Raw genomic sequence first — 22369 nt, 5'->3', positions numbered from 1 at the left:
GAAACGGCAAAACTTAAAGATTGCCGACCCAGGGAAAAAAACGATGAAATTCAAGGTTGACCGCACCCTGCTGCAACGGGCCCTGGCGCATATTCATGGCGTTGCAGAAAAGCGGAACACCATTCCCATTCTGGCGAATGTTCTCTTGTCCTATGAAGGCGATGTGCTTCGCCTCACGGCCACGGATATGGAAATTGCGGTCGTCGAAGACGTTCCGGCAGCAGGTGAACGTCTAGGTTCCACCACAGTCCCCGCAGCCGTGCTTTTCGAAATTGTGCGCAAACTGCCAGACGGCGTGGAAATCGAGTTCGATCATCCGGAGAGCGACGCGCCCCTCGCATTGCGTGCGGGCCGTTACGCGACGAGCCTCAACGTTCTTCCAGTTGATGACTTCCCGGCCATGGTTGCTGGCGACCTCCCGCACCGCTTCCGCATTCCTGCGGGAACGCTACGTGGCCTGATCGACCGGACGAAATTCGCGATTTCCAACGAAGAAACGCGTTACTACCTGAACGGCATCTATCTGCACGTTACGGAAAGCGGCGCCATCCCGATGCTCCGCGCCGTCGCAACGGATGGACATCGCCTTGCGCGCGTCGAGACCGAGCTTCCAGAAGGCGCACGTGGCATGCCGGGCGTTATCATCCCGCGCAAGACCGTTGCTGAACTTCGCAAGCTGCTGGACGAGGGCGCTGCGGATCTGGAGGTTTCCCTTTCAGATACACGTATTCAGTTTCAGGCTGGACCTGTCCTGCTGACGTCAAAGCTGATTGACGGCACGTTCCCGGAATATGAGCGCGTGATCCCCAAGGGCAATGACCGCATCCTGCGCATCACGAAGAAGGATTTCGCTGCTGCGGTAGGTCGCGTTGCTGCCATCAGCCAGGAGCGCTCCCGCCCAGTCAAGCTCTCTGTCACGCACAACATGCTGACATTGTCGGCCATCAGCCCCGATCAGGGCGTGGCACAGGAAGAGTTGGACGACAGCACGGTCACGTATGACGCGCCTCCGATCGAAATTGGCTTTCAGGCACGATACCTGACGGACATTACGGATCAGATCGATGTTGAAGTCGAATTTGCGTTTGCCGACAGCTCAGCTCCGACACTGGTCCGTGATACAGCATCACCTTCTGCATTGTATGTTCTGATGCCGATGCGGGTCTGATCGGTCCGCATTGAGACTAACGCGCCTTGCCCTGACGGATTTCCGGAATTACCGGCATTCCGTCTGGAAGCCTGAGACAAATATCTCCGTTCTGACCGGCCAGAATGGCTCTGGAAAGACCAATCTTCTGGAAGCCGTTTCGCTTCTGGCTCCTGGACGAGGCCTGCGAGGCGCACCTCTTCAAGCGCTGTGCCGCACAAATGCCGATCACTGGGGCGTTGCCGCAACGCTCTCTCATGGGATCGACCAGACTATTCTTGGGACTGGAGCAAACCTCTCCGAGAACGGCCGGCGTTCATTTCAGCTTGATGGTTCTTCCGTTCGGTCTCAGGCAGAAATTGCTCAAATCTTCTCCTGCGTCTGGCTAACGCCACAGATGGATCGGATTTTTCTTGAAGGTGCGGGCGGCAGGCGGCGCTTCCTTGACCGTCTGGTCATGGCGCTTTCTCCGGATCATGCCCGGCAAATGACGGCTCATGAGCGATCAGTTTCCAGTCGTAACCGCTTGCTGTCAGAAAGACCGGACGAGGGGCTCTGGCTCACGTCGCTGGAAGATTCCATTGCCCGCCATGCGGTCGCCGCATCAGCCGCTCGGCTGGCGCTTGTGGAAAGCATGAACACTCACCCCTTCGACAGTTCCGATTTTCCGAAAAGCCGCCTGCATCTTGACTGCGCCATTACGCAACAACTGATGATCAGCCCGGCTTTGCAGGTGGAAGACTGGTTGCGGGCAAAGTTAAGGGACAGTCGGCGGGATGATCGCCTTAAAGGCAGTACATCTTTGGGTGCCCATAAGGCGGATTTTCTTCTTTTTGATCACACCACAGGACGGTCTGCCGAACTCTCAAGCAGCGGGCAGCAAAAAGCCATGCTTTTGGGGGTCGTTCTGTGCCATGCTGCACTGATCAAACAGAGCAGGGGCGATGCACCTGCCATTTTGCTGGATGAGCCACTTCTTCATCTGGATGAACCCAGACGGAACGCGCTTCTGTCCAGTCTAAGCAAGCTGAAAACGCCGGTTCTCCTCACCGGAACAGATCCTGATCCGTTTTCCAGCCTGATCGAAAAAGCGGGCTTTTTCAGCGTTCAGGATGGCCATATCCAGCCCGCGTGATGTGTGCGCTCTGGCCTCACGGCCTGTGACACGCTATAGTCATACAACAGTTTTTCAGAGTTCCACGGAGACCGCCTCGCGCATGTCAGAAACCCAGAACCAGCCGGAGATTCCAGGCGCAGACGGTGACGATTACGGCGCCTCCTCGATCTCGGTACTGAAGGGACTGGACGCTGTCCGCAAACGCCCCGGCATGTATATCGGTGACACGGATGATGGCTCCGGCCTGCACCACATGGTGTTCGAAATCATCGATAATGCCGTTGACGAAGCCCAGGCTGGACACGCCACCCGCTGCATCCTGACACTCAACGGAGACGGCTCCGTTTCCGTACGTGATGATGGCCGCGGCATCCCAACAGACATGCACGCGGAAGAGGGCATCAGCGCCGCTGAAGTCGTGCTGACGAAGCTGCATGCAGGCGGCAAATTCAACCAGAATTCCTATAAGGTTTCCGGCGGTCTGCATGGCGTGGGCGCAGCTGTGGTGAATGCTCTGTCCGAATGGATGGAAGTTCGCATCTGGCGGAATGGTCTGGAGCATAAGATCCGCTTCCAGCACGGTGAACGCGATGAAGCCCTGACGGTTGTTGGACCGTCAGAGGAGCCACGCGGCACATTAGTGACGTTCAAGCCAAGCAAGCAGACCTTTACGAGGGTCGATTTCGAGCTTTCCATTCTGGAACGTCGCGTTCGCGAACTGGCATTCCTGAATTCCGGGCTGGAAATTATCCTGCGCGATGAGCGTCACGCTGAAAGCAAGGAACTTCGGTTCTTCTACGAAGGTGGCCTGAGTGCTTTCGCGGAATGGCTTGATGCTTCCAAGACGTCCATTGTTAACCCGCCGATCACGGGCCTCATTGATCATACTGAAAGCGGTATCCGCGTCGAGTTCGCTCTGACGTGGAACGACAGCTATCACGAGACAATGCTGTGCTTCACCAACAACATTCCGCAGAGAGACGGCGGCACACATCTCGCTGGCTTCCGTCAGGCGTTGACGCGTGTTGTTGGCAAATATGCAGAAAGTGTTGCCAAGCGTGAAGCAGGCTCACTGACGGGTGAGGACATGCGTGAAGGCATGACCGCCATCCTGTCCGTCAAGGTTCCGGACCCGAAATTCTCGTCCCAGACGAAGGACAAGCTGGTGTCGTCCGAGGTTCAGCCGGTCGTTCATGCCACGGCAGCTGACTCGATTTCACATTGGTTTGAGACGCACCCTAAGGAAGCCAAGGCGATTGTCGCCAAGATCATTGACGCAGCCAGCGCCCGCGAAGCTGCCCGTCGTGCGCGTGAACTGACGCGCCGTAAGGGGGTGCTCGATGTTTCTTCGCTGCCTGGCAAGCTGGCTGACTGTCAGGAGCGTGATGCGTCCAAAGCAGAAATCTTCATCGTTGAGGGTGACTCTGCAGGTGGTACGGCCAAGCAGGGGCGTGACCGTCGCTTCCAGGCCATCCTACCGCTGCGCGGCAAGATCCTGAACGTCGAGCGCGCCCGTTTCGACAGAATGCTTGGGTCTGCGGAAATCGGTACACTCATCACGGCCCTCGGTACGGGCATTGGCCGTGGTGAAGTCGATCAGGGTGGCTTCTCGGCTGCCAAACTGCGCTACCACAAGATCGTCATCATGACAGACGCCGACGTGGACGGTTCCCACATTCGGACGCTGCTGTTAACGTTCTTCTTCCGCCAGATGCCAGAGCTTATTGAGCAGGGGTATCTCTATATCGCTCAGCCGCCACTCTATCGTGCAAAGCGTGGCCAGGAAGAGCGCTACCTGAAGGATGATGCTGCGCTGGAGCAGTATCTGCTCGATAAGGCCCTGGCAAATGCTTCGCTACGCTTCGGTGATGGCCTTGAGCTCACGGGAGAAGAGCTTCGTGAAGAAGTCCGCTTCCTGATTGCGGCGGCACAGAACCTGAAGAATATCGCAACAAAAATCCCTGTGTGGATTTTGGAGCAGGCGGCTGTATCCCGCGTGCTTGATATTGATCCAGCAGCGATCAGCGATCGTATTCCAGAATTCCAGCGCCACCTGGAAGAAGCGTCACCTGCCAATGAACGTGGCTGGAAAGTTTCACTATCCAGCACAGGCATTGAGTGTGCCCGCTCTGTTCGTGGCGTCAGCGAGATCTACCGTCTGGAGCAGAGCATTCTGAAATCCGCTGAAGCACGCTGGCTTGCTTCGGAAGGCGAGCGTCTGGCACGTGACTTCATGACGCCAGCCATACTGCGTCTGGACACGCAGGAGTATCCGCTGTTTGGCCCGTCCAATGTCATGGACCGGATTTTTGCCCAGGGTCGTCGTGGTCTGACAATCAACCGGTTCAAGGGCCTTGGCGAAATGAATGATGAGCAGCTCTGGCACACCACACTTGATCCCTCGACCCGTACCCTGCTGCAGGTCAAGGTTGGCGATGTGGAAGAGGCTGGCCAGGTGTTCTCCACACTGATGGGCGACGTGGTTGAGCCACGCCGAGACTTCATTGTGGGTAATGCCCTCAAGGTTGCCAACCTTGACGTTTAAGGGCCTTCGCGCGCTGGCCGCAGCAGGAATGCTGTTGGCTGGCCTCGCGCCTACAGCTCATGCGGCCGGACAGGTCAACACAACGTTCGCCATTTATATGCGCGGACTTCATGTGCTTGACGCAGATGCCTCGTATCAGATCGAGCCTTGGGGCTACGGCGGAACAACGCATATCAGACCGGCAGGTCTGATCAGCTGGTTCGTGACGATGGACATTCATTCCCGCGTCGAGGGCGACTTCGTTCCGGGCGGGAACGTCAAACCCATCCGTTATGACAGCGGAGGACTATCCCGGGGCCAACATCGGCGTGTTCTGCTGACCTACAATGGCAACACGCCGCATGTAGACATTCTGGAGCCTGCTGAGACAGATCGCGACCCTGTCTCGGACAGTGATCTGCCCCACACCATTGATACGCTCAGCGGAATGGCCCGACTTCTTGAAACCCTGACGCAGACGAAAAGCTGTGAAGGGTCCGCTGTGATCTTCGATGGAATTCGCCTGACAAGAATGACGGTTCATGGTCCAGCCACATCCGATATTCCCCAAACCCACAAGCAGGCCTATTCAGGTCCAGCGCTTCGCTGCGACTTTGTCGGCCAACAGATTGCAGGCTTTGTAAAAGACTCTCCAAATCGCTCGAAAATGGCCGCGCCACAGCCTGGGTCAGCTTGGTTCAAAGAGATCGATGGTGTTGGACTTGTCCCAGTGCGGATCGAATTCAATCATCCCAAGCTCGGGCACGTCACTGTTGTCATGCAACAGCCACTTCCACCTTCAAAATCCACAGCCATCCTTTCGCAATAAATGGCAATCGGAAGTGATGGAGCCTAACTCAACCATCGTTTGACGGATTGGCGTGGTTTGGATACCCGGAACGGAACATGACCAATACCGCACGCCACACCACAGCCATCATCCTTGCAGCGGGCCTCGGCACGCGGATGAAATCACGTCTTCCCAAGGCTTTGCATCGCCTTGGAAACCGCCCGATGATCACACATCTCATCGATACGGCCCGAGAAATCTTTCACGACATCGTTGTAGTCGTCGGACCCGATATGCCTGAACTGGAAAAAGCCGTTCAGCCATACCGAACAGTCGTTCAGACCGAACGTCTGGGCACCGCACATGCGACCAACACTGCAAAAGACCTGTTTGGAGACGGCGACATAGCAGTTCTCTACGCAGACAACCCGCTGATCACAGCCAATACAATGCGTCGTCTGACGGAAGCCCGCCAGGGCGGGGCGAGCCTCGCACTTCTTGGGATGCGCCCAACCAATCCAGGTCGTTATGGACGCATTGTTGAAGAGCAGGGCCGCGTAAGCCGAATTGTAGAATACAAAGACGCAAACGAGCAGGAACGCGAAATCACACTCTGCAATGCAGGCGTCATGTGCGCAGGTGCCGCAGATTTCCGGCGGTGGCTGGCCGCTATTGGCAACGACAATGCGCAGGGTGAGTATTATCTGACCGATGTTGTTGCAATGGCCGCTTCGGAAGGGCGGGTCCAGTGCGTGGAAGCACCCGAGACTGAGTTGGCCGGCGTCAATTCACGTGTGGAGCTTGCCCAGGCAGAAGCCACGCTTCAGCAGCGCCTGCGCATTTCTGCGATGGAAGGCGGCGTCACACTTGTCTCTCCAGAAACCACATTCTTCAGCACCGACACCTGTCTGGAGCCGGATGTCGTCGTTGAACCAAATGTCTTTTTTGGACCAGGCGTCACGGTTCGCAGCGGTGCCCTGATCCGTGCATTCTCTCACCTTGAAGGCTGCACCGTGGGCGAGGGCGCCACGATCGGCCCCTTTGCACGACTAAGACCCGGAACAATCTGCGCTGCTGATACCCATGTCGGTAATTTCGTTGAACTGAAGAATGTCGATCTCGGCCCTGGCGCAAAAGCCAATCACCTGACCTACCTGGGTGACGCCTCCGTCGGTGCACAAACTAATGTTGGAGCAGGGACCGTCACCTGCAATTACGATGGATACTTCAAGCATCGCACGACAATCGGCGCCCGCAATTTTATCGGCTCTGATGCCATTCTGGTGGCCCCCGTCACAATTGGCGATGACGCGTTGATTGCTGCGGGAAGCACCATCACAGAAAACGTCCCGGCCGGAGCACTCGCTTTCGGACGCGCTCGCCAGACAATCAAGCCAGACCGCGGGCTTGAAATCAAACAGACCCTTAAAGCCAAAAAGGAGCAGGGCTGATGTGTGGAATTTGTGGCGTTGTAGGCCATCGTCCAGCCACCCCGATCGTCTTCGAGGCTCTCCGCAGGCTTGAATACCGCGGATATGATTCCGCAGGCATCGCCACGCTTACAGCCGACGGCACAATTGACCGCCGCCGCGCCGCTGGCAAGCTTGATAATCTTGAAACTGTTCTGAAGGCTGATCCGCTAACCGGCACCACAGGCATCGGCCATACGCGTTGGGCCACACATGGCGCACCGACAGAAGCCAATGCCCATCCCCATGCGGCAGGCCGGGTTGCCATCGTGCATAACGGCATCATCGAAAACTTTGCGACATTGAAGGCCGAGCTTGAAAGTGAAGGCCGGATTTTCCTGTCCGACACAGATTCAGAAACAGTCGCCCATCTCGTCGATTTCTACCTTGATCAGGGCAAAACACCGCGTGAGGCCGCTTTTGCGGCCATCAAGCGTCTTGAAGGCGCTTATGCCATTGCCATCATCTTTCAGGGTCATGATGGTCTGCTCATCGGCGCACGCCACGGTGCGCCTCTCGCTGTAGGTTACGGCGACGGCGAGATGTTTCTTGGCTCCGACAGCCTCGCCCTGGCACCTCTGGCAAGCCGCATCACCTATCTGGACGATGGAGACTGGTGCGAACTGACGCCCGGCAATGTCATCATCTTAAACGGGGAAGGTCAGGAAGTCAGCCGTCCAATCCAGAACATTGCGTTCATGGCAGGGCAGGTCGGCAAGGATGGCTATCGCCATTACATGGAGAAAGAACTGCACGAGCATCCGGTCGCCATTGGCCAGACGCTTCAGCGCATTACGGATCCAGCGTCCAAGACAATTGCCCTGCCGGAAATGCCTTTCGATCCGGCACAGGTGCCCCGCGTCACAATTACAGCCTGTGGGTCTGCTTTCTATGCGGGCATGGTCGGGCGCTACTGGCTTGAATCGCTAGCGCGCGTTCCGGTGGAGATCGATGTAGCGTCTGAAATGCGCTATCGCGATGCGCCGCAACCAGACAAGGGCGTGGCACTGCTGATTTCCCAGTCTGGCGAGACGGCAGATACGCTTGGTGTCCTGCGCAGCCTTAAGAAGGCAGGACAGAGCATTGTGTCGGTTCTAAATGTCGAGCATTCGACGATGGGCCGCGAAAGCGATCTCGTCTTGGGCATGGTTGCTGGTCCGGAAATTTCTGTAGCCTCAACCAAGGCCTTTACGGCACAACTCTCTGTTCTTGCAGCTCTTTCTATTGATTTTGCACGAGCTCGCGGAACGATCGACAAGGCACGGGAAGAGACCCTGACAGCAAGCCTGCTTGATTTGCCGTCTCGGGCCGCCGAAGTGTTCACACGCGTTGAGGCCATTCAGGAAATGGCGCGCATTGTCGCGGAAGCTCGCGATGTTCTGTATCTGGGTCGTGGTATCTGCACACCGATCGCGTTCGAAGGCGCTCTAAAACTTAAAGAAATCAGTTATATCCATGCAGAAGCTTATGCGGCTGGTGAACTGAAGCATGGTCCGATCAGCCTGATCGATAGAACCGTTCCGGTCGTCGCGATCGCTCCATCAACCATCCTGTTCGATAAAACACTTTCGAATCTTCAAGAAGCCAAGGCTCGAGGTGGTCGTATTCTGGCCTTTACAGATGCCGTCGGCGCCAAGCGTCTGGAAGGCGTTGCGGAGCATGTTGTCATCCTGCCGGACGTCGATGCGTTCGTTGCCCCCATTCTCTATGCTATCCCAGTTCAGATCCTGGCGTATGAAGTCGCACTTCTGAAGGGTACGGACGTAGACCAGCCTCGCAATCTGGCGAAATCTGTCACGGTGGAATAAGGACATTTTCTTTCCGTGAGGAGGACTTTCCAAGACGCTTCATTTCGTCGAGGATAGTCTTCCAACACGCTATACGACCGGGGAGAAACGAACATGGGTGGCGATGCAGATCTGACAGGTGTGGCCGGACGCTCAGGCCTCTATCTTGCCGCATCTGAATTGCACATCCGCGATATTTTCCTCGCCAGACTGGCTGCCGAAGGCTTTGAGGGTGATGTCACGCCCCAGGTCTCTGCCCGATTAGTCGGGGCGACAGACAACAGCATTTACCAACGCCTTCCACTGGCCGTCATCTATCCCCGAACAACCGAAGACCTGAACCGTGCCGTGCGTGCGGCAGAAGACGGCTCTCTCACACTCGCCATGCGTGGAGGCGGCACAGGAACCAACGGTCAATCCCTGACCGCAGGGATTGTCGTTGATGTGGCCCGATATCTGGATCGCATTCTGGATTTCGACCCTGACACTGGGCACGTAACCGTCGAACCCGGCGTTGTTCTGGCCAGACTGAATGCCTTTCTCAAGCCCCATGGTTATTTTTTCCCGCCTACAGTTTCAACTGCGACCCGTGCCACGATCGGCGGAATGATTGCGACCGATGCTTCAGGCAAGGGCTCTCGCATTTACGGCCGCACATCCGACTACATTGAGACCATGGATGTGGTGCTATCGGATGGCAGTGATCTCCATATTGAAAAACTGACCAGCGACGCTCTTGAGCACAAGAAGACCGGTAGCGATCTCTCTGCGCGGGTCTATCGCGAAGTGTACCGCGTGGTGACAGAGCAGGCGGACGAAATCCGTCGGGTCTTCCCAGACATGAACCGGGGGTTGACGGGGTATAACCTCGAAAACGTTCTTCTTGAGAACGGCCAGTTCAGTCTGGCTCGCCTGCTGGCGGGTTCAGAGGGAACACTGGCCCTAACGAAGCGTGTTGTGCTGCGTGTTCGGAAGCTTCCGAAATATCGGCAGCTTCTCGTCGTGCGCTACGCCAGTTTCGACAGCACCCTCCGAGACGTCCAGACCATTCTTCCAGCCAATCCTTCGGCAGTAGAAGTGCTGGATGACCGTGTGCTGGAGAAAGCGTCGCAGGATATTGTCTGGCAATCCCTGGAAAGTGTTCTTGGTGCCCGTTCAGAGCAACCCGTGCGGGGGATGAGTTTTGTTGAGTTCGTGGGAGATAACGCAGACCATCTCCATCAACAGATGCAGGAAGCCGTCACCCTTCTTGAAAGCTCCCCTTACGAAGTCATTGATTATAAACCTGTATCTGATCAGGCAATCATTAATCAGCTTTGGACCCTGCGTGAAAAATCCGTGGGGCTTCTCGGCCGTCCGGATGGCCGCAAACAGGGCGTGGCTTTTGTCGAAGACACAGCCGTTCCACCCGAAGCCCTAGCTGACTATGTGTCTGAGTTCCGGGCCATTCTCGACGGTTACGGATTGTCTTACGGCATGTTTGGGCATGCCGATGTTGGCTGTCTGCATGTCCGTCCTTTTCTGGATATGCTGTCCGAACATGATCGAGCCCTGATCCGCCCGATCTCCGACGCCGCGGCCAACCTGACCAAACGCCATGGTGGGTTGTTGTGGGGGGAACATGGGAGAGGTTACCGCGGAGAATTTTCGCCTCTATTCTTTGGGGAGACACTCTTCGCAGAGCTCTGCCGCATTAAAGAAGTCTTTGATCCCAAAGATATTTTTAATCGCGGAAAGCTTGCGCCCGTCGGCGTCAAATATCCAGTAGACCAGATAGACGGCATCCCGTTCAAAGGTCAGTTTGACGAGCAGATTTCCTCAGATCTGCGAGATGACTTCAGCCTCTCTGTGAGCTGCAATGGAAATGGGGCCTGCTATAATCGCGAACCTGACATGGCCATGTGCCCGTCCTACAAGGCCACCAAGGACAGGCTTCAGTCACCAAAAGGCCGAGCAACCTTGCTGCGAAGCTGGGCGCGACTGAATTCGCTCCCAGATACCGCCGCGGACAAAAGTGCGCTTCCCGAGCTAACCGCCGAGCTCAAAGCCAGTCTGGACACATGCCTGTCCTGTAAGGCCTGTGCCACGCAATGTCCGATCCGGGTGGACATTCCATCCATGCGGTCGAAGTTTCTGGACATCTATTTCCTCAAGCATCACCGTCCAGTGAGGGACTATCTCGTGTATTGGCTCGAGCCTCTCCTGAAAGTCGGTCGCCAGATGCCGACGCTCGCCAATATTCTGATGCAGAACCCGATCTCGACTGTGTTTCTCAAGCAGTTGGGGCTTGTCGATCTTCCAAAGATCAGCCCCGCGAAACTGGCAAAAACCGCGCGGGTCAGCACAGAATGGCTTGAACAGGCAGGAAACAATGACCGGTCGGTTGTTTTGATCCGGGACTCATTTACGGGAAGCTTTGATGGCGGTGTCATCGAAAGCGCATACACGCTTCTCAAATCTCTTGGGATGGACCCGCGCGTCACGTCCGTGTGGGATAATGGCAAGGCCAGGCATGTACGGGGATTTCGTAAAGGCTTCTCAGCCACTGCTCGCAAGACCCTGAAGCAGCTCAAGAATATCGCTCAGCACGGCGTACCCGTCATTTCTTTGGATGCCGCCACAGGATTGATGTTCGAACAGGAATATCGGGATGTCGCAGGGTCCGAAGCCATCCCACCCGTGCTTTCACTGGAAGCCTTCCTGAAACACCAGATCACCAAGGGCATCATACCTTCAAATGCGGTAAAACCTGACACGGCAGCATTGACCATCATCTCACATTGCACAGAGCAGGCTGTGCGTCCGGGAAGTGCTGAGGACTGGACGGCCATTCTGCGACATCTGGGCGTTCAGGCAGATGCGGGCAAAGCTGGTTGCTGCGGGATGGCTGGCCTGTTCGGCCATGAGAAGGAACACGCCGATCTATCCGCCAGCATTTTTGCCCAGAACTGGGCCAGCAAGGCAGAAGGCAATATTCTGGCAACGGGCTTCTCCTGTCGTTGCCAGACAAAGCGTCTTGCCGGACGGCGGCCTGCTCATCCAGTCGAAATACTCGTATCTCACCTTCAGATAAAAAATGAGAAAGCCTTCTCAACTCAATGAAACCAAAAATATTTCTAGGAAATTTTTCTTTTAGAAACTGCTATTTTATCACCTCGGTCATAGGGCTAACGCTTTATCTCGTTCTAGCGGTTTACGTCTGTTCGCTGTGGCCCAAGACATCGGATCAGGCGTCCTATTTCCTTGCCGGGCTGGATGTACTGCATGGAAACTGGCGCCTACATGACTGGGTTCTGACCCCACCGGATTTCTGGACGTCCGATATCCCTCTCAGCGCCGTCCTGAGTGGCCTATGGCAGCTGTTAGGCAGACCGGCAGGCAGCCCATTTCTTCTGATGGTGCAACCCGCAATCCTATGGGTCGGCGTTGTCGCGTCAGCTTTCTCGGTGGTTTTTCTGCGCTTGCGAGGCATTGAGGAACGCCTCGGCGCAGCGACCCTCCTTTTGCCAGTGCTTGCCTTTCCCCTGATGCGCTCTCCGATGGCGTATTTCATCACGCTGTCTGCGATCCATATGGGCGCGCTGATTTACGGTCTTTGGGCACTTCACTGGGCTGACCGGTTTCTCTCATCGGGCTCCTACCGGTCACTGGCGGCCGTCGCAGTGCTACTGTGCCTCGGGGTGATTGGAGACCCGTTACTCGCAGTGACAGGCACGGGGGCGATCATCGCCTACGCTTTTCTGGCTCAGCACTTTACTCTTCGCCAACGTGGGCTTTTGGTCTTCGCATCCATGGCAGGCACCGTGTTGGCCAAAGCCATTCTGCACATCAATGCCGTAACCGGCGGCTTTGTTACGGAGCCATTGGAAACCCGCTTTGCACCATGGGAACAACTGGGCAGCAACTTCGGAACATCCGTTCGTTCCATTCTTCTTCTCTACGGAGCAGAACCCTCTGGGCAGGCAGTAGCATCCTCAATATCGGAATGCCTCCGGCTTCTTCTTGTCGGCCTCGCTCTCGCTGCGGCTTTCAAGATTGCCCGGTCAGGATGGCAGAGCAGGGACCAGATTGCCGCATTCCCGATGATGCTGCTTCTGTCCGCCGCCCTGAATTTCATGGCGCTCGCTCTTAGCAACCGCATCGCTCTTGATGGCAGTCCCATCGCTGTCGCGCGTTATCTTTTCCCACTTTGGATTGATCTGGCCTGCCTCACAGCGCTCGTCTGGCCGAAAAAAGGCTTAGCCCTGAGTCTGGCAGCCATGATTTTAGTCGTCACGCTCATTACGGACTATCGGACCCTTCCAGCGCATTCGACTGGTCTTCTAAGTTCCGATGATAACCAGCTTCTCAGCCGACTTGAGCACGACGTCCCACCGGATGGTGTTGGTTCCTGGTGGAGTTCCGGCAACCTGGAAGTGGCCTCTCTCGGAAAAATGCACATTTACCCCGGCATGAAGCAGGGAGACGGTACGGTTGCGCCGTTTGTGCACATCCGCAAGAAAATGGATTGGCATAGCTTTGATGGAAAAGCCTTTTTCGTCCTGATCCCACACCCGGAAGAAACCTTCGGGGAAGCCGAGGTGCTGCGAACATTCGGCACTCCGGCCAAACGTCTGACGGAAGGGCGCTATACGATCTTTGTGTACGCAGCCGATCATCTCCCCGTGCGTGCCTCCTGACCAAACAGACAAGCCATGTTAAACACGTCCCGCTTTTACGAGGAGGACATGGATGACTGGACCTCGCATTCTGGTTCGAGGCGCCGGCGTAGCCGGAATGGTCACCGCTGTGGCTTTGGCAGAACACGGCGCACAGGTCACGGTTCATGACACCGGCGGCCGGGTTGGCGCTGGCGCCTCATGGTTTGCGGGCGGAATGCTGGCCCCCTGGTGTGAGGCAGAATCAGCACCAGATGAAGTCACGCAGGACAGCCTGACATCGCTCCATTGGTGGAAATCCCACGTTCCGGACGTAGTTCAGGCAGGCAGCCTTGTTGTCGCTCCGCCTCGCGATACGCCAGAGTTAAACCGCTTTGGACGCCGCACCAGTCACTTCGAAACCCTCAACGCCTCCCAGATTGATACGCTGGAACCAGATCTGGCAGGCCGTTTCGATAAGGCGCTCTTCTTTGCAGAGGAAGGGCATGTCGATCCTCGCAAGGCCTTGCTGGCTCTTGCTCACCGCCTCAAACAACAAGGCGGCCAGGTCCTGACAGTCCTAGGGTTTGACGATGATAGGTTTGATTGGGTTGTTGACTGTACGGGCGTAGCGGCCCGGACCACGCAAAATGACCTCAGAGGCATGCGCGGGGAGATGGTTCTGCTACGCTGTCCGGAGATCAGCCTTCACCGGCCTGTTCGCATGCTGCATCCCCGCATTCCGGTCTATATTGTCCCGAGGGCAGACAGCGTCTTCATGGTCGGGGCAACTATGGTCGAGAGTGATGATACGCGCGGCATTACAGTGCGCGCCGTGACCGAACTGCTCAATGCGGCCTATACGCTGCACCCTGCTTTCGCAGAAGCAGAACTTCTGGAGGCCAATGCTGGCCTCAGACCAGCCTATCCTGACAATGTCCCGAGGGTGAGGCAGAATAGGAAGAGCATTTCCCTCAACGGCATGTATCGTCACGGTTTCCTGCTATCGCCCGCACGTGCACAAGAAGTCTGTGACATCATTTTCGGAACGGATCGGGCCTGAGACCCTTTCTTCCTCTTATACCCCTGGATGGGAGAGACATCATGCAGATCACCGTGAATGACGAACTCCATGAAGTTCATGCGCGAACACTTGGCGCGGTCCTTGATGAACTGGGTTACGGCAAGGCGCGCGTGGCGACGGCCCTGAACGGTTTTTTCATTCCAGCCACCCAGCGGAGTGCACAAACAGTGGAAGAGGGGGCTGTGCTCGAAATTCTTGCCCCCATGCAGGGAGGCTGACATGCAATTCTACGGCACTGAACTCTCTTCAAGGCTGATGCTGGGCACAGCCCAATATGACAGTCCCGCCATTCTCGCAGACGCGGTAAAGGCCGCTCAGGCTGGTGTTGTAACCGTGTCTTTGCGTCGCGAAGCTGCGGGCGCTCAGGCAGGACAGGCGTTCTGGTCTCTGATCCAGAGCCTGAACGTCCCCATTCTCCCTAACACCGCAGGGTGTCATGGGGTTCGGGAAGCTGTCACCACCGCACAGATGGCCCGGGATGTTTTCGGAACAGACTGGATCAAGCTGGAAGTGATCGGCCAGGGAGACCTGCTTCAGCCTGATGTCTTTGGGCTGGTCGAGGCCACACGCATCCTGACGGAAGATGGCTTCAAAGTCTTCCCATACACAACGGAAGATCTGGTTGTGGCTGAACGGTTGCTCCGTGCGGGTGCTGAGGTGCTAATGCCATGGGGCGCACCAATTGGTTCGGGCAGGGGGCTGAACAATCTTTTCGGCCTCCGCGCATTGCGCAGCCATTTCTCGGACATCCCAATGGTCGTGGATGCCGGCATCGGAAAACCCTCTCATGCCACGGCAGCCTTTGAGCTCGGATACGATGCCGTTCTGATCAACACGGCCGTCGCCAAAGCAGGGAACCCGGCCCAGATGGCCACCGCGTTTCGCCTGGCGTGCGAAGCCGGGCTTGCCGGATTTGCTGCAGACCCTATGGAAGAACGCGATATGGCGGTGCCCTCGACCCCGACCCTCGGTCTGGCCCGCAGCCTCGGTGGAGAAATGCTGTAAATGTCCCGTCTGCCTTCGAAAATCTATCCTGTCGTTGATCATCCTCGTTGGGTCGAACGCCTCGGCGGAGCGGGCGCGCGTTTCATTCAGCTGCGCCTCAAGGACATGCCGTCTGAAGAAATCCGGGCGCAGGCTGAAACTGCCCAGGAACTGGCCGCCCGCCATAATGTCGCCCTCGTGCTGAACGATTATTGGGAGCTGGCAATCGAACTGGGCTATGAGTGGCTGCATCTGGGGCAGGAAGATCTTGAGACCGCAGACCTTGAGGCCATCCGCCAGACGGGCATTCGCCTCGGCATCTCGACCCATAGCCGTGAAGAACTGCAGCGTGCTTTGGCCTGCAAGCCCGATTACGTTGCACTCGGTCCGATCTGGGAAACGAAACTGAAGAAGATGGCGTTTGGTCCGCAAGGTGTTGAGCGCCTGACCGAGTGGCGTGAGCTCAGTGGCGATGTCCCTCTGGTGGCCATTGGTGGCATCACGCTCGATCGGCTGCCGTCCTGCCTGAAGGCAGGGGCAGACAGCGTTGCCGCCGTAAGCGATTTCATTCGTGCCGAAGACCCGGAAAGCCAGGTCAGACAGTGGCTTGCCGCCGCTGACACATAATTTGCAAGACAGAGCTATCGTGGGGCGGCAACCGTCTCTAGGATGGTTTTCGAACCAAGGGAGTACGGAATACAATGATGGTGACAGGCCTTGCAGCCGTTCTTCTCGCGATTGCGTTCCTGCTCACGCTCGTCAGCATCATTCAGCCTCTGGCCAAACGGCTTGAGATTTCCGAAACGGTTCTGCTGGCCCTTGCTGGCATCGTTCTGGGTGGCGCTGCGTCTCTTGTTGTTCGTTCCTCCGCAACGGACCTGCTGGATGGCGCCGCCGAAGCCCTGATCTATTTCCCGATCAACAGTGAAGCCTTCCTGTTGATCTTCCTGCCCATTCTGGTGTTCCAGGGTGCCATGGGCATTGATGTTCGTCGTCTGGCCCATGAAACAGCGACAGTGCTTCTGCTGGCGGTGGTGGCGGTCGTGGTTTCCACAGCCACCATTGGTCTCGCGCTTTACCCCTTCGCCAATCAGAGCCTGGTGGTCTGCCTTCTCCTCGGATCCATTGTCGCCACGACTGATCCGTCAGCCGTAGCAGGCATCTTCAGGGAGATCGGCGCTGCGTCACGTTTGACGCGTCTTGTCGAAGGTGAGGCGCTCCTGAACGATGCCGCCGCGATTGCGATTTTCGCCATCCTGCTGGCCTCCGTCACCTCCCACCGGCACATCCATCTCGGTGAGGCGGTCGTTGATTTTGCGTCGGCTTTTGGTGGCGCCATCGTTGTCGGCGTCTGCCTTGGCCGCTTGACCCTGCTGCTCATTGCAGGCCTGGGCGGCGCACCGGCAGCAGAAATTACCCTGACCCTCGCTCTGCCATACACGGTCTATATTCTCTGTGACGAAATGCTCGGCTTCTCCGGCGTTGTCGCCACGGCAGCAGCCGGCCTGACAGTCTCAGCTTACGGGCCGTCCACCTTCCGTCCGCAAGTCTGGCGCTTCCTGAACGAGCTTTGGCAGCAGCTCGTTTTCTGGGCAGGCTCTCTCGTGTTTCTTCTTGCCTCCATGCTAGTTCCGCGCCTCCTGATTGGCATGACCAAGTGGGACTGTGTGCTCATCCTGATCGCGAGCGTGGCAGGCTTGGTCGCGCGCGGTGCCGTTGTGTTCGGTATGCTGCCGATCCTGGCGTTCACGAAGCTTTCGCCACCTGTCCCAACGCCTTTCAAGGCTACCATGGTCTGGGGCGGCCTGCGCGGCGCCATTACTCTGGCGCTCGCGCTGGCCGTGACCGAAAACCAGAGCGTCTCAAGCCCCGTAGCGCATTTCATCGGCATCATCGCGACAGGCTTCGTGCTGATTACCCTACTGGTTAACGGGACGACCCTGCGTTCACTCGTCCTGTTCCTGAAGCTTGATCAACTGTCACCGATCGATCAGGCGATCCGCCAGCAGATCCTTGGGATCGGCCTTGGTGAAGTCGCAGAACGGACACGCGTGATGTCTGATGAACTGGGCTTTAGCGAACAGACGCGCATTGGTGTCATCAGCCGGATCGAGAAGCGCGCTGAAAAGGAGAGGGCGGCCAATAATTTTGAATCTGCCCTGAGCGACCGCGCTCGCGTCAATATCGCGCTCATCACGATTGCCAATCAGGAACGCTCCCTTCTGCTGGACCTGTTTCGCATTCAGGGCCTGTCGCGACGTGTCATGGAAACGCTCCTGCGGACGGCTGAAGCCATGGCGGATGGCGCGCGTCTTGAAGGACGCTATGGTTATGTCCGCGCCCTAAAGCGCCGACTACAGCCACCGGTGAGGTTCCGGGTTGCTCAGGAACTGCACAGCCGCTTCCATTTCGACGAACCTCTAATGTACGCGATGATGGAACGCTTCGAGATGCTGATCATCGCACATCTCGTGTCACTGTCGCTGCAACGCTTTGTGAGGCAGCGCATGGAGCCAACCCTCGGTCCGCGTATTACGGAAATCGTATCCGAGGTTCTGGGTCGTCAGCGCAAGCTTCTGGATGATGCTCTGGAAACACTCCGCCTGCATTATTCCGGTTACTCGGAAGCTCTTGAGAGCCGTATTCTCCGTCAGATCGCACTGCGCCTGGAAGACGAAGAATACGATGCGCTTCAGGCTGACAATCTCATTTCCGAAGAGTTGCATCGGGAACTCCACCGGGATATCGAACGCCGGAGCGCGCGTCTTGAAGCGCCTCTACGCTTTAATCTCAAGAGCGGTATTGAACAGCGGCTGCGAGCTTTTCCAGCCTTCAATGGCGTCCCCGACAGCGTTCTGCACACGCTTTCCCGCAAGGTTGCCATGCGGTTTGTCTCTCCTGGGGAGGTTCTTTTCAAGCGTGGCCAGAAAGCAAGGATTGTCTACGCACAGGTCGCTGGCCTTGCCGAAGTTCATCTTCCGGAGCGTGAAATCCTGTTCGGCAGCGGGGACCTGATCGGCGCGGCCTCCGTCATCCGTGGAGAGCGGCTACAAGGGACCGTTCGGTCGCTTCAGTTCAGCCATCTTCTGGCAATCCCCAAGCCGGTATTCGAAAAACTGATCACCGACTATCCGATTGTCCAGCGCCTCATCATTGCCCGCAGCAACAAGCGCGCTGACGGCCTCCTAGACCCTTACGTGGTTAAAACGGCAGAAGGTGTCAGGCTTGCTCCCGCTCAGGGGCTCAAGGGAATAGCGTCTTCCTGAGCGCAGACTTCCGACATTAGATAGCCTTCTTCTGCGGGGCCAAAAGGTCCCGCCAGAAGAAGGCACATCCCATCAGAACACATGCGGCCAAAAGACAGGCCCCACTATGAATGAGCCAAAAGGGCACATCCCCGACATGACCAATCAGGGTTGAAAGCTTCCCGATCAGGAGGTTCGCCAGAAAGAGATGCAGGGTAAAGCAGGCGACCAGAATAGTGTTGAGGCTTGCGGGCGCAGCACGTGAATACAGCGCCATGCCGATCGCATAACTCATGCTGAAGCCAATATCGTTAATCGTGTGAAAAGCGATCCCCCAGATCAGGCTCACCTGATGTGGAGCAGGGTAGAGCCAAGACGCTATGGCGAGTACGAGCGGCCCCAGAGAAGCAATAAAAGCGCCGATCGCAACCTTCGTAATCTCAGCTGGATTTGGCCGCCGACGACTATATATCTTCCAAAACCCAAGAACAGCGATCGTACAAACGGTACTGACCAGACCATCAAGCGACACAAGACTACTGACCGGAAACGGATGACCCAGAAGCGTCAGCTGGTAATGCTCGCGTCCCCACAACAGATATCCGTCAAAAATTTCTGAATTTGGCAGCGCACTCAATGCCAGAACAGGAAGAAGCCCCAGGAGCAGAACAGTCGTTTTCTTTTCTGCAGACGTCAAAGACGGGCGAGGGACGGATGCACTCGCAATACTGTCGTTGGGCAACCAGTGCTTGCCCAACATATAAACGAAAAGCCCAATCAGCATTCCCAAACTGGCGGCCAGAAAGCCCCAGTGCCATGCTTTCAGAGCAAGATAGGCGCACAGGGCAGGCGCCACAATAACTGCGGCCTGAACACCCAAAGAATAGATCTGGTAAGCCTCTGAACGTCTCGGATCATCCAATGTGTACAGAGCGCCAACCTGCGCGCGTAGACCACCAGCCGCTCCAAGTCCCAATAAGAGGGTCGTGATCGCGATGACAAAGCTCCAGTCAAAGGACATGAGCACATGCCCGACTGTCATGAGGATTGCGCCCAGGAAAATCGTCCGTGTACGGCCAAGAAACCGGTCAGCAACGATGCCACCGAGGAGAGGCGTGGCATAGATCAGTGCCAAAAACAGTCCGGTAATCGCGCCTGCCGTGGCGTGTATTCCAACTGGTGCATAGAGCACACCAAGAAAAGACTTCAGTGCCTTCATACCCAGCACATGCTCCACATGCCCGGGTTGAAGCAGGTAGTCCGCCAGATAGAGCACGAGAATGGCCTGCATGCCGTAAAGCGAAAATGCCACGCAGCCTTCAGTCAGAACCAGGACCCAAAGCCCCTTGGGGTGCCCAAACAAATCCTTGGAAGACGGCACTTTCACGGCATCGACCACAGGGTCGTTTGGAATCACTTCAGTCAAAACGGTCTCGCAGGGTGAAGAGAGGAGAGACCATGGGTAGAAGCCAATCAGAGCACCGGTAAAGAGGCCATAACGTTAATGGCAAAATGCCATAAGTGATTTACGGTCGATATTTATGGCATTTTGCCATTGATCGCCAATTTGCGGCTGATGATGTCCCAAAACAGCATAAAAACCGGGAGCTGTGGCAAAATGCCATAAGCTACACAGCTCAATGCAAAAAAACGTCAAATTAGACAGAAATCGTCGGAAATAAGCCAATTGCAGTCTCAGATGCTCGGTCTGAAAACGTGAAGAGGCTTTTATATTTTGCTTCACACGCATGTCGTATAATATATATTATGCCAACTTATATATCAAAAACAGCCGAAAACTCACATATCCGTGATACACGATGACTTGTTGCGAAGAATGTCATTTTTCGCGCTAACCTGAAACGAAGTTCAATTCTTCTGGTGCACGAACCCATTGTCGTGAACCAGATCCTCCGCTGGAGCGGTTGTTGCATGCCACGCCTTTCATTGCGCCAGATTGCTTTTCTGAGCTGCGTTTTCTCTGTTGGGTCTCTCACGGTTCTTCCTGCAACCGCACACGCCGATGATTACACCGAACTTCTGGATATCCTTCGGGCCAAAGGCAGCCTGACACACGGAGAATATAACAGCCTTCTGGCACACCATCTGCGACACAGCCGATCCGAGGCATCCTCCAATCAGGATGGCACCTCAAGCCCCCCGGCAAAACGCAACCGATACCGCCGCTACAATCCAACTCAGTATGATGGCAGCCTTGAGCCCCCCGATGTCACGACCATCGCCGCCGCTCAGGCCGCACGTCGTGCAGCAAGCGAAGCTGCGGCTGATGCACGTGACACACGTTCCATGCTCCGCCAGGCGCGCGCGAGCTACGATCCAGATAGCGTTGTGCGCGTCAAACCTTACGTCGCAGGCAAAGGCGTAACTGTTCAGGCTGGCCAGATCGAGATCAATCTCTCAGGCTTCGTTAACGGCTTCTACACGTATAACAGCCCTGGTGGCGGCAAGCCCGTTGCAGGTGGCGTCTCCACCGGCTCCAGTGGATTTGATTCCTCATCCGTCAGAAACGGCCTGCTTCCTGGTGGCCTCATCCTGAAACTAAATACGGTTCAGGACGGCATCAAACTTGGCGCGGTCTTCGGAATGTATCCGGGACTGAACAACGCAGATGTCGGCGCGTTCAACGCCAACTCCGGTGGCAGCCCCGTGGGCCTCGGAACAGCGGGCGTTGATTTCCGTCAGGTGTACATGACAGCTGGCACCGACAGACTTGGTACGATCAAGATCGGTCGTGACATCGCCCTGTTCGCATCTGATGCCATTCTGAATGATGCAACATTGCTGAGTGTCGGCAGTACGGGAAGCAATGCCAATCCGGCCAATACCTCTTTGGGCCGCATCGGTGTAGGTTACGTCTACACGGACTGGCTCCCACAGATCACCTATATTTCCCCAAAATGGCATGGTCTTCAGGGATCTGTCGGCATCATGACGCCACTGGATCCGTTCAACTATGCTGGCGGTGGATTGTCTGCGACAAGCACCCAGCACAGCTCGCCAATGGTTCAGGGTAAAGTTACCTACGACGCAAAAATTGCAGGTTTCACCACACGTCTCTGGGCCAGCTTCCTGACCCAGCACGTCCAGAACCTGACAAGCTCAACCCTGGGTACAGACAGCCGCAAAGGCGCGACTGTCGCTGCAGGCGATGTTGGCGTCAAGCTCTCCCGCGGACCGTTTGAAGGCGTGGCTTATTACTATTACGGTAATGGTTTGGGCACGACCGGCCTGCTGTTTGACGGCATTTCCCAGTCCGGCCGTAAACGAAACTCGGAAGGCTATTACGTTCAGGCCTCCTACAAGATTCTGCCACGCCTGAAGCTGGTTGGAAGCTACGGTGTCAGCAATCTTTATCAGGCTACGGGCGAAGACAATCCATCGCTGGTTCGTCGCAATCAGTCCGAAGTCGGGGCACTTTATTACACACTGACAGACTGGATGTTCCTCGTGGGTGAATATGCCCATACGGAATCCGATGCTCATGGCCCGAACCATGAGAGCGATCACACCATGTCAGCCGGCGCGATGATCACCTTCTGAGCCCAGAAAAACCGGGCAGACCAC

General features: G+C 56.4%; 15 protein-coding genes. 14 read left to right on the top strand and 1 reads right to left on the bottom strand.

What is annotated here, in order from left to right; genetic code table 11:
* Positions 1-43 precede the first annotated feature (43 nt).
* The 13 genes from dnaN (at position 44) to KP702_RS07870 (ending at position 18805) form a co-directional block, all read left to right on the top strand.
* Positions 44-1168 carry a DNA polymerase III subunit beta gene (dnaN, locus tag KP702_RS07930; RefSeq protein WP_046901505.1) on the top strand — a complete coding sequence of 375 codons (1125 nt, stop codon included), beginning with the start codon at positions 44-46 and terminating at the stop codon, positions 1166-1168.
* A 10-nt stretch (positions 1169-1178) separates the two neighbouring features.
* Positions 1179-2282 (top strand): DNA replication/repair protein RecF, encoded by a 1104-nt coding sequence (gene recF / locus KP702_RS07925; RefSeq protein WP_202207407.1) that lies wholly within the window; start codon positions 1179-1181, stop codon positions 2280-2282.
* A gap of 82 nt (positions 2283-2364) precedes the next feature.
* Positions 2365-4809: a DNA topoisomerase (ATP-hydrolyzing) subunit B gene (gyrB, locus tag KP702_RS07920; protein ID WP_202207406.1), complete on the top strand. Its 2445-nt coding sequence runs from the start codon at positions 2365-2367 to the stop codon at positions 4807-4809.
* The gene (locus KP702_RS07915; protein WP_215768744.1) at positions 4799-5617 is read left to right on the top strand and encodes a DUF3108 domain-containing protein; all 819 of its coding nucleotides are present in this window, start codon (positions 4799-4801) and stop codon (positions 5615-5617) included. Before gyrB ends, KP702_RS07915 begins: the two co-directional genes overlap by 11 nt.
* 77 nt (positions 5618-5694) lie before the next feature.
* A complete protein-coding gene (gene glmU, locus KP702_RS07910; RefSeq protein ID WP_202207404.1) occupies positions 5695-7029 on the top strand; it encodes a bifunctional UDP-N-acetylglucosamine diphosphorylase/glucosamine-1-phosphate N-acetyltransferase GlmU in 1335 nt (444 codons plus the stop codon).
* Positions 7029-8855 carry a glutamine--fructose-6-phosphate transaminase (isomerizing) gene (gene glmS / locus KP702_RS07905; RefSeq protein ID WP_202207403.1) on the top strand — a complete coding sequence of 609 codons (1827 nt, stop codon included), beginning with the start codon at positions 7029-7031 and terminating at the stop codon, positions 8853-8855. Before glmU ends, glmS begins: the two co-directional genes overlap by 1 nt.
* Before the next feature lie 93 nt (positions 8856-8948).
* A complete protein-coding gene (locus KP702_RS07900) occupies positions 8949-11936 on the top strand; it encodes an FAD-binding and (Fe-S)-binding domain-containing protein (protein WP_202207402.1) in 2988 nt (995 codons plus the stop codon).
* Positions 11933-13513 (top strand): hypothetical protein, encoded by a 1581-nt coding sequence (locus KP702_RS07895; protein WP_202207401.1) that lies wholly within the window; start codon positions 11933-11935, stop codon positions 13511-13513. The genes KP702_RS07900 and KP702_RS07895 overlap by 4 nt, the downstream gene beginning before the upstream one ends.
* Before the next feature lie 52 nt (positions 13514-13565).
* Positions 13566-14534, top strand: a complete 969-nt coding sequence (gene thiO, locus KP702_RS07890; RefSeq protein ID WP_202207400.1) for a glycine oxidase ThiO — start codon at positions 13566-13568, stop codon at positions 14532-14534.
* 41 nt (positions 14535-14575) lie between these two features.
* Complete coding sequence (thiS, locus tag KP702_RS07885; protein WP_046901497.1) at positions 14576-14773, top strand: sulfur carrier protein ThiS; 198 nt, start codon at positions 14576-14578, stop codon at positions 14771-14773.
* Between the two features lies 1 nt (position 14774).
* Positions 14775-15560: a thiazole synthase gene (locus KP702_RS07880; RefSeq protein WP_202207399.1), complete on the top strand. Its 786-nt coding sequence runs from the start codon at positions 14775-14777 to the stop codon at positions 15558-15560.
* The gene (locus KP702_RS07875) at positions 15561-16166 is read left to right on the top strand and encodes a thiamine phosphate synthase (protein ID WP_215768743.1); all 606 of its coding nucleotides are present in this window, start codon (positions 15561-15563) and stop codon (positions 16164-16166) included.
* Positions 16167-16240: 74 nt separating this feature from the next.
* Positions 16241-18805: a cation:proton antiporter gene (locus KP702_RS07870; RefSeq protein ID WP_202207398.1), complete on the top strand. Its 2565-nt coding sequence runs from the start codon at positions 16241-16243 to the stop codon at positions 18803-18805.
* 16 nt (positions 18806-18821) lie between these two features.
* On the opposite strand, the gene KP702_RS07865 is transcribed toward KP702_RS07870, so the two are convergent.
* Entirely contained in the window at positions 18822-20201 is a 1380-nt protein-coding gene (locus KP702_RS07865) for an MFS transporter (protein ID WP_215768775.1), read from the bottom strand.
* Between the two features lie 515 nt (positions 20202-20716).
* On the opposite strand from KP702_RS07865, the gene KP702_RS07860 reads away from it, so the two are divergent.
* On the top strand, positions 20717-22345 hold the full coding sequence (locus tag KP702_RS07860; protein ID WP_202207397.1) for a porin: 1629 nt from the start codon (positions 20717-20719) through the stop codon (positions 22343-22345).
* Positions 22346-22369 lie beyond the last annotated feature (24 nt).

The organism is Gluconobacter sp. P5B12 (genome assembly GCF_018812035.1).
Taxonomy (GTDB): Bacteria; Pseudomonadota; Alphaproteobacteria; order Acetobacterales; family Acetobacteraceae; genus Gluconobacter.
The sequence above is the reverse complement of the archived record's forward strand: the minus strand, read 5'-3'. Positions and strand labels throughout refer to the sequence as shown.

Excerpts from the sequence above, each read along its gene's own strand:
- KP702_RS07875 (WP_215768743.1), top strand. The coding sequence starts at position 15,561 with ATGTCCCGTCTGCCTTCGAAAATCTATCCTGTCGTTGATCATCCTCGT.
- dnaN (WP_046901505.1), top strand. The coding sequence starts at position 44 with ATGAAATTCAAGGTTGACCGCACCCTGCTGCAACGGGCCCTGGCGCAT.
- KP702_RS07895 (WP_202207401.1), top strand. The coding sequence starts at position 11,933 with ATGAAACCAAAAATATTTCTAGGAAATTTTTCTTTTAGAAACTGCTAT.
- thiS (WP_046901497.1), top strand. The coding sequence starts at position 14,576 with ATGCAGATCACCGTGAATGACGAACTCCATGAAGTTCATGCGCGAACA.
- gyrB (WP_202207406.1), top strand. The coding sequence starts at position 2,365 with ATGTCAGAAACCCAGAACCAGCCGGAGATTCCAGGCGCAGACGGTGAC.
- thiO (WP_202207400.1), top strand. The coding sequence starts at position 13,566 with ATGACTGGACCTCGCATTCTGGTTCGAGGCGCCGGCGTAGCCGGAATG.
- KP702_RS07860 (WP_202207397.1), top strand. The coding sequence starts at position 20,717 with ATGCCACGCCTTTCATTGCGCCAGATTGCTTTTCTGAGCTGCGTTTTC.
- KP702_RS07870 (WP_202207398.1), top strand. The coding sequence starts at position 16,241 with ATGATGGTGACAGGCCTTGCAGCCGTTCTTCTCGCGATTGCGTTCCTG.
- glmS (WP_202207403.1), top strand. The coding sequence starts at position 7,029 with ATGTGTGGAATTTGTGGCGTTGTAGGCCATCGTCCAGCCACCCCGATC.
- KP702_RS07880 (WP_202207399.1), top strand. The coding sequence starts at position 14,775 with ATGCAATTCTACGGCACTGAACTCTCTTCAAGGCTGATGCTGGGCACA.
- glmU (WP_202207404.1), top strand. The coding sequence starts at position 5,695 with ATGACCAATACCGCACGCCACACCACAGCCATCATCCTTGCAGCGGGC.
- KP702_RS07900 (WP_202207402.1), top strand. The coding sequence starts at position 8,949 with ATGGGTGGCGATGCAGATCTGACAGGTGTGGCCGGACGCTCAGGCCTC.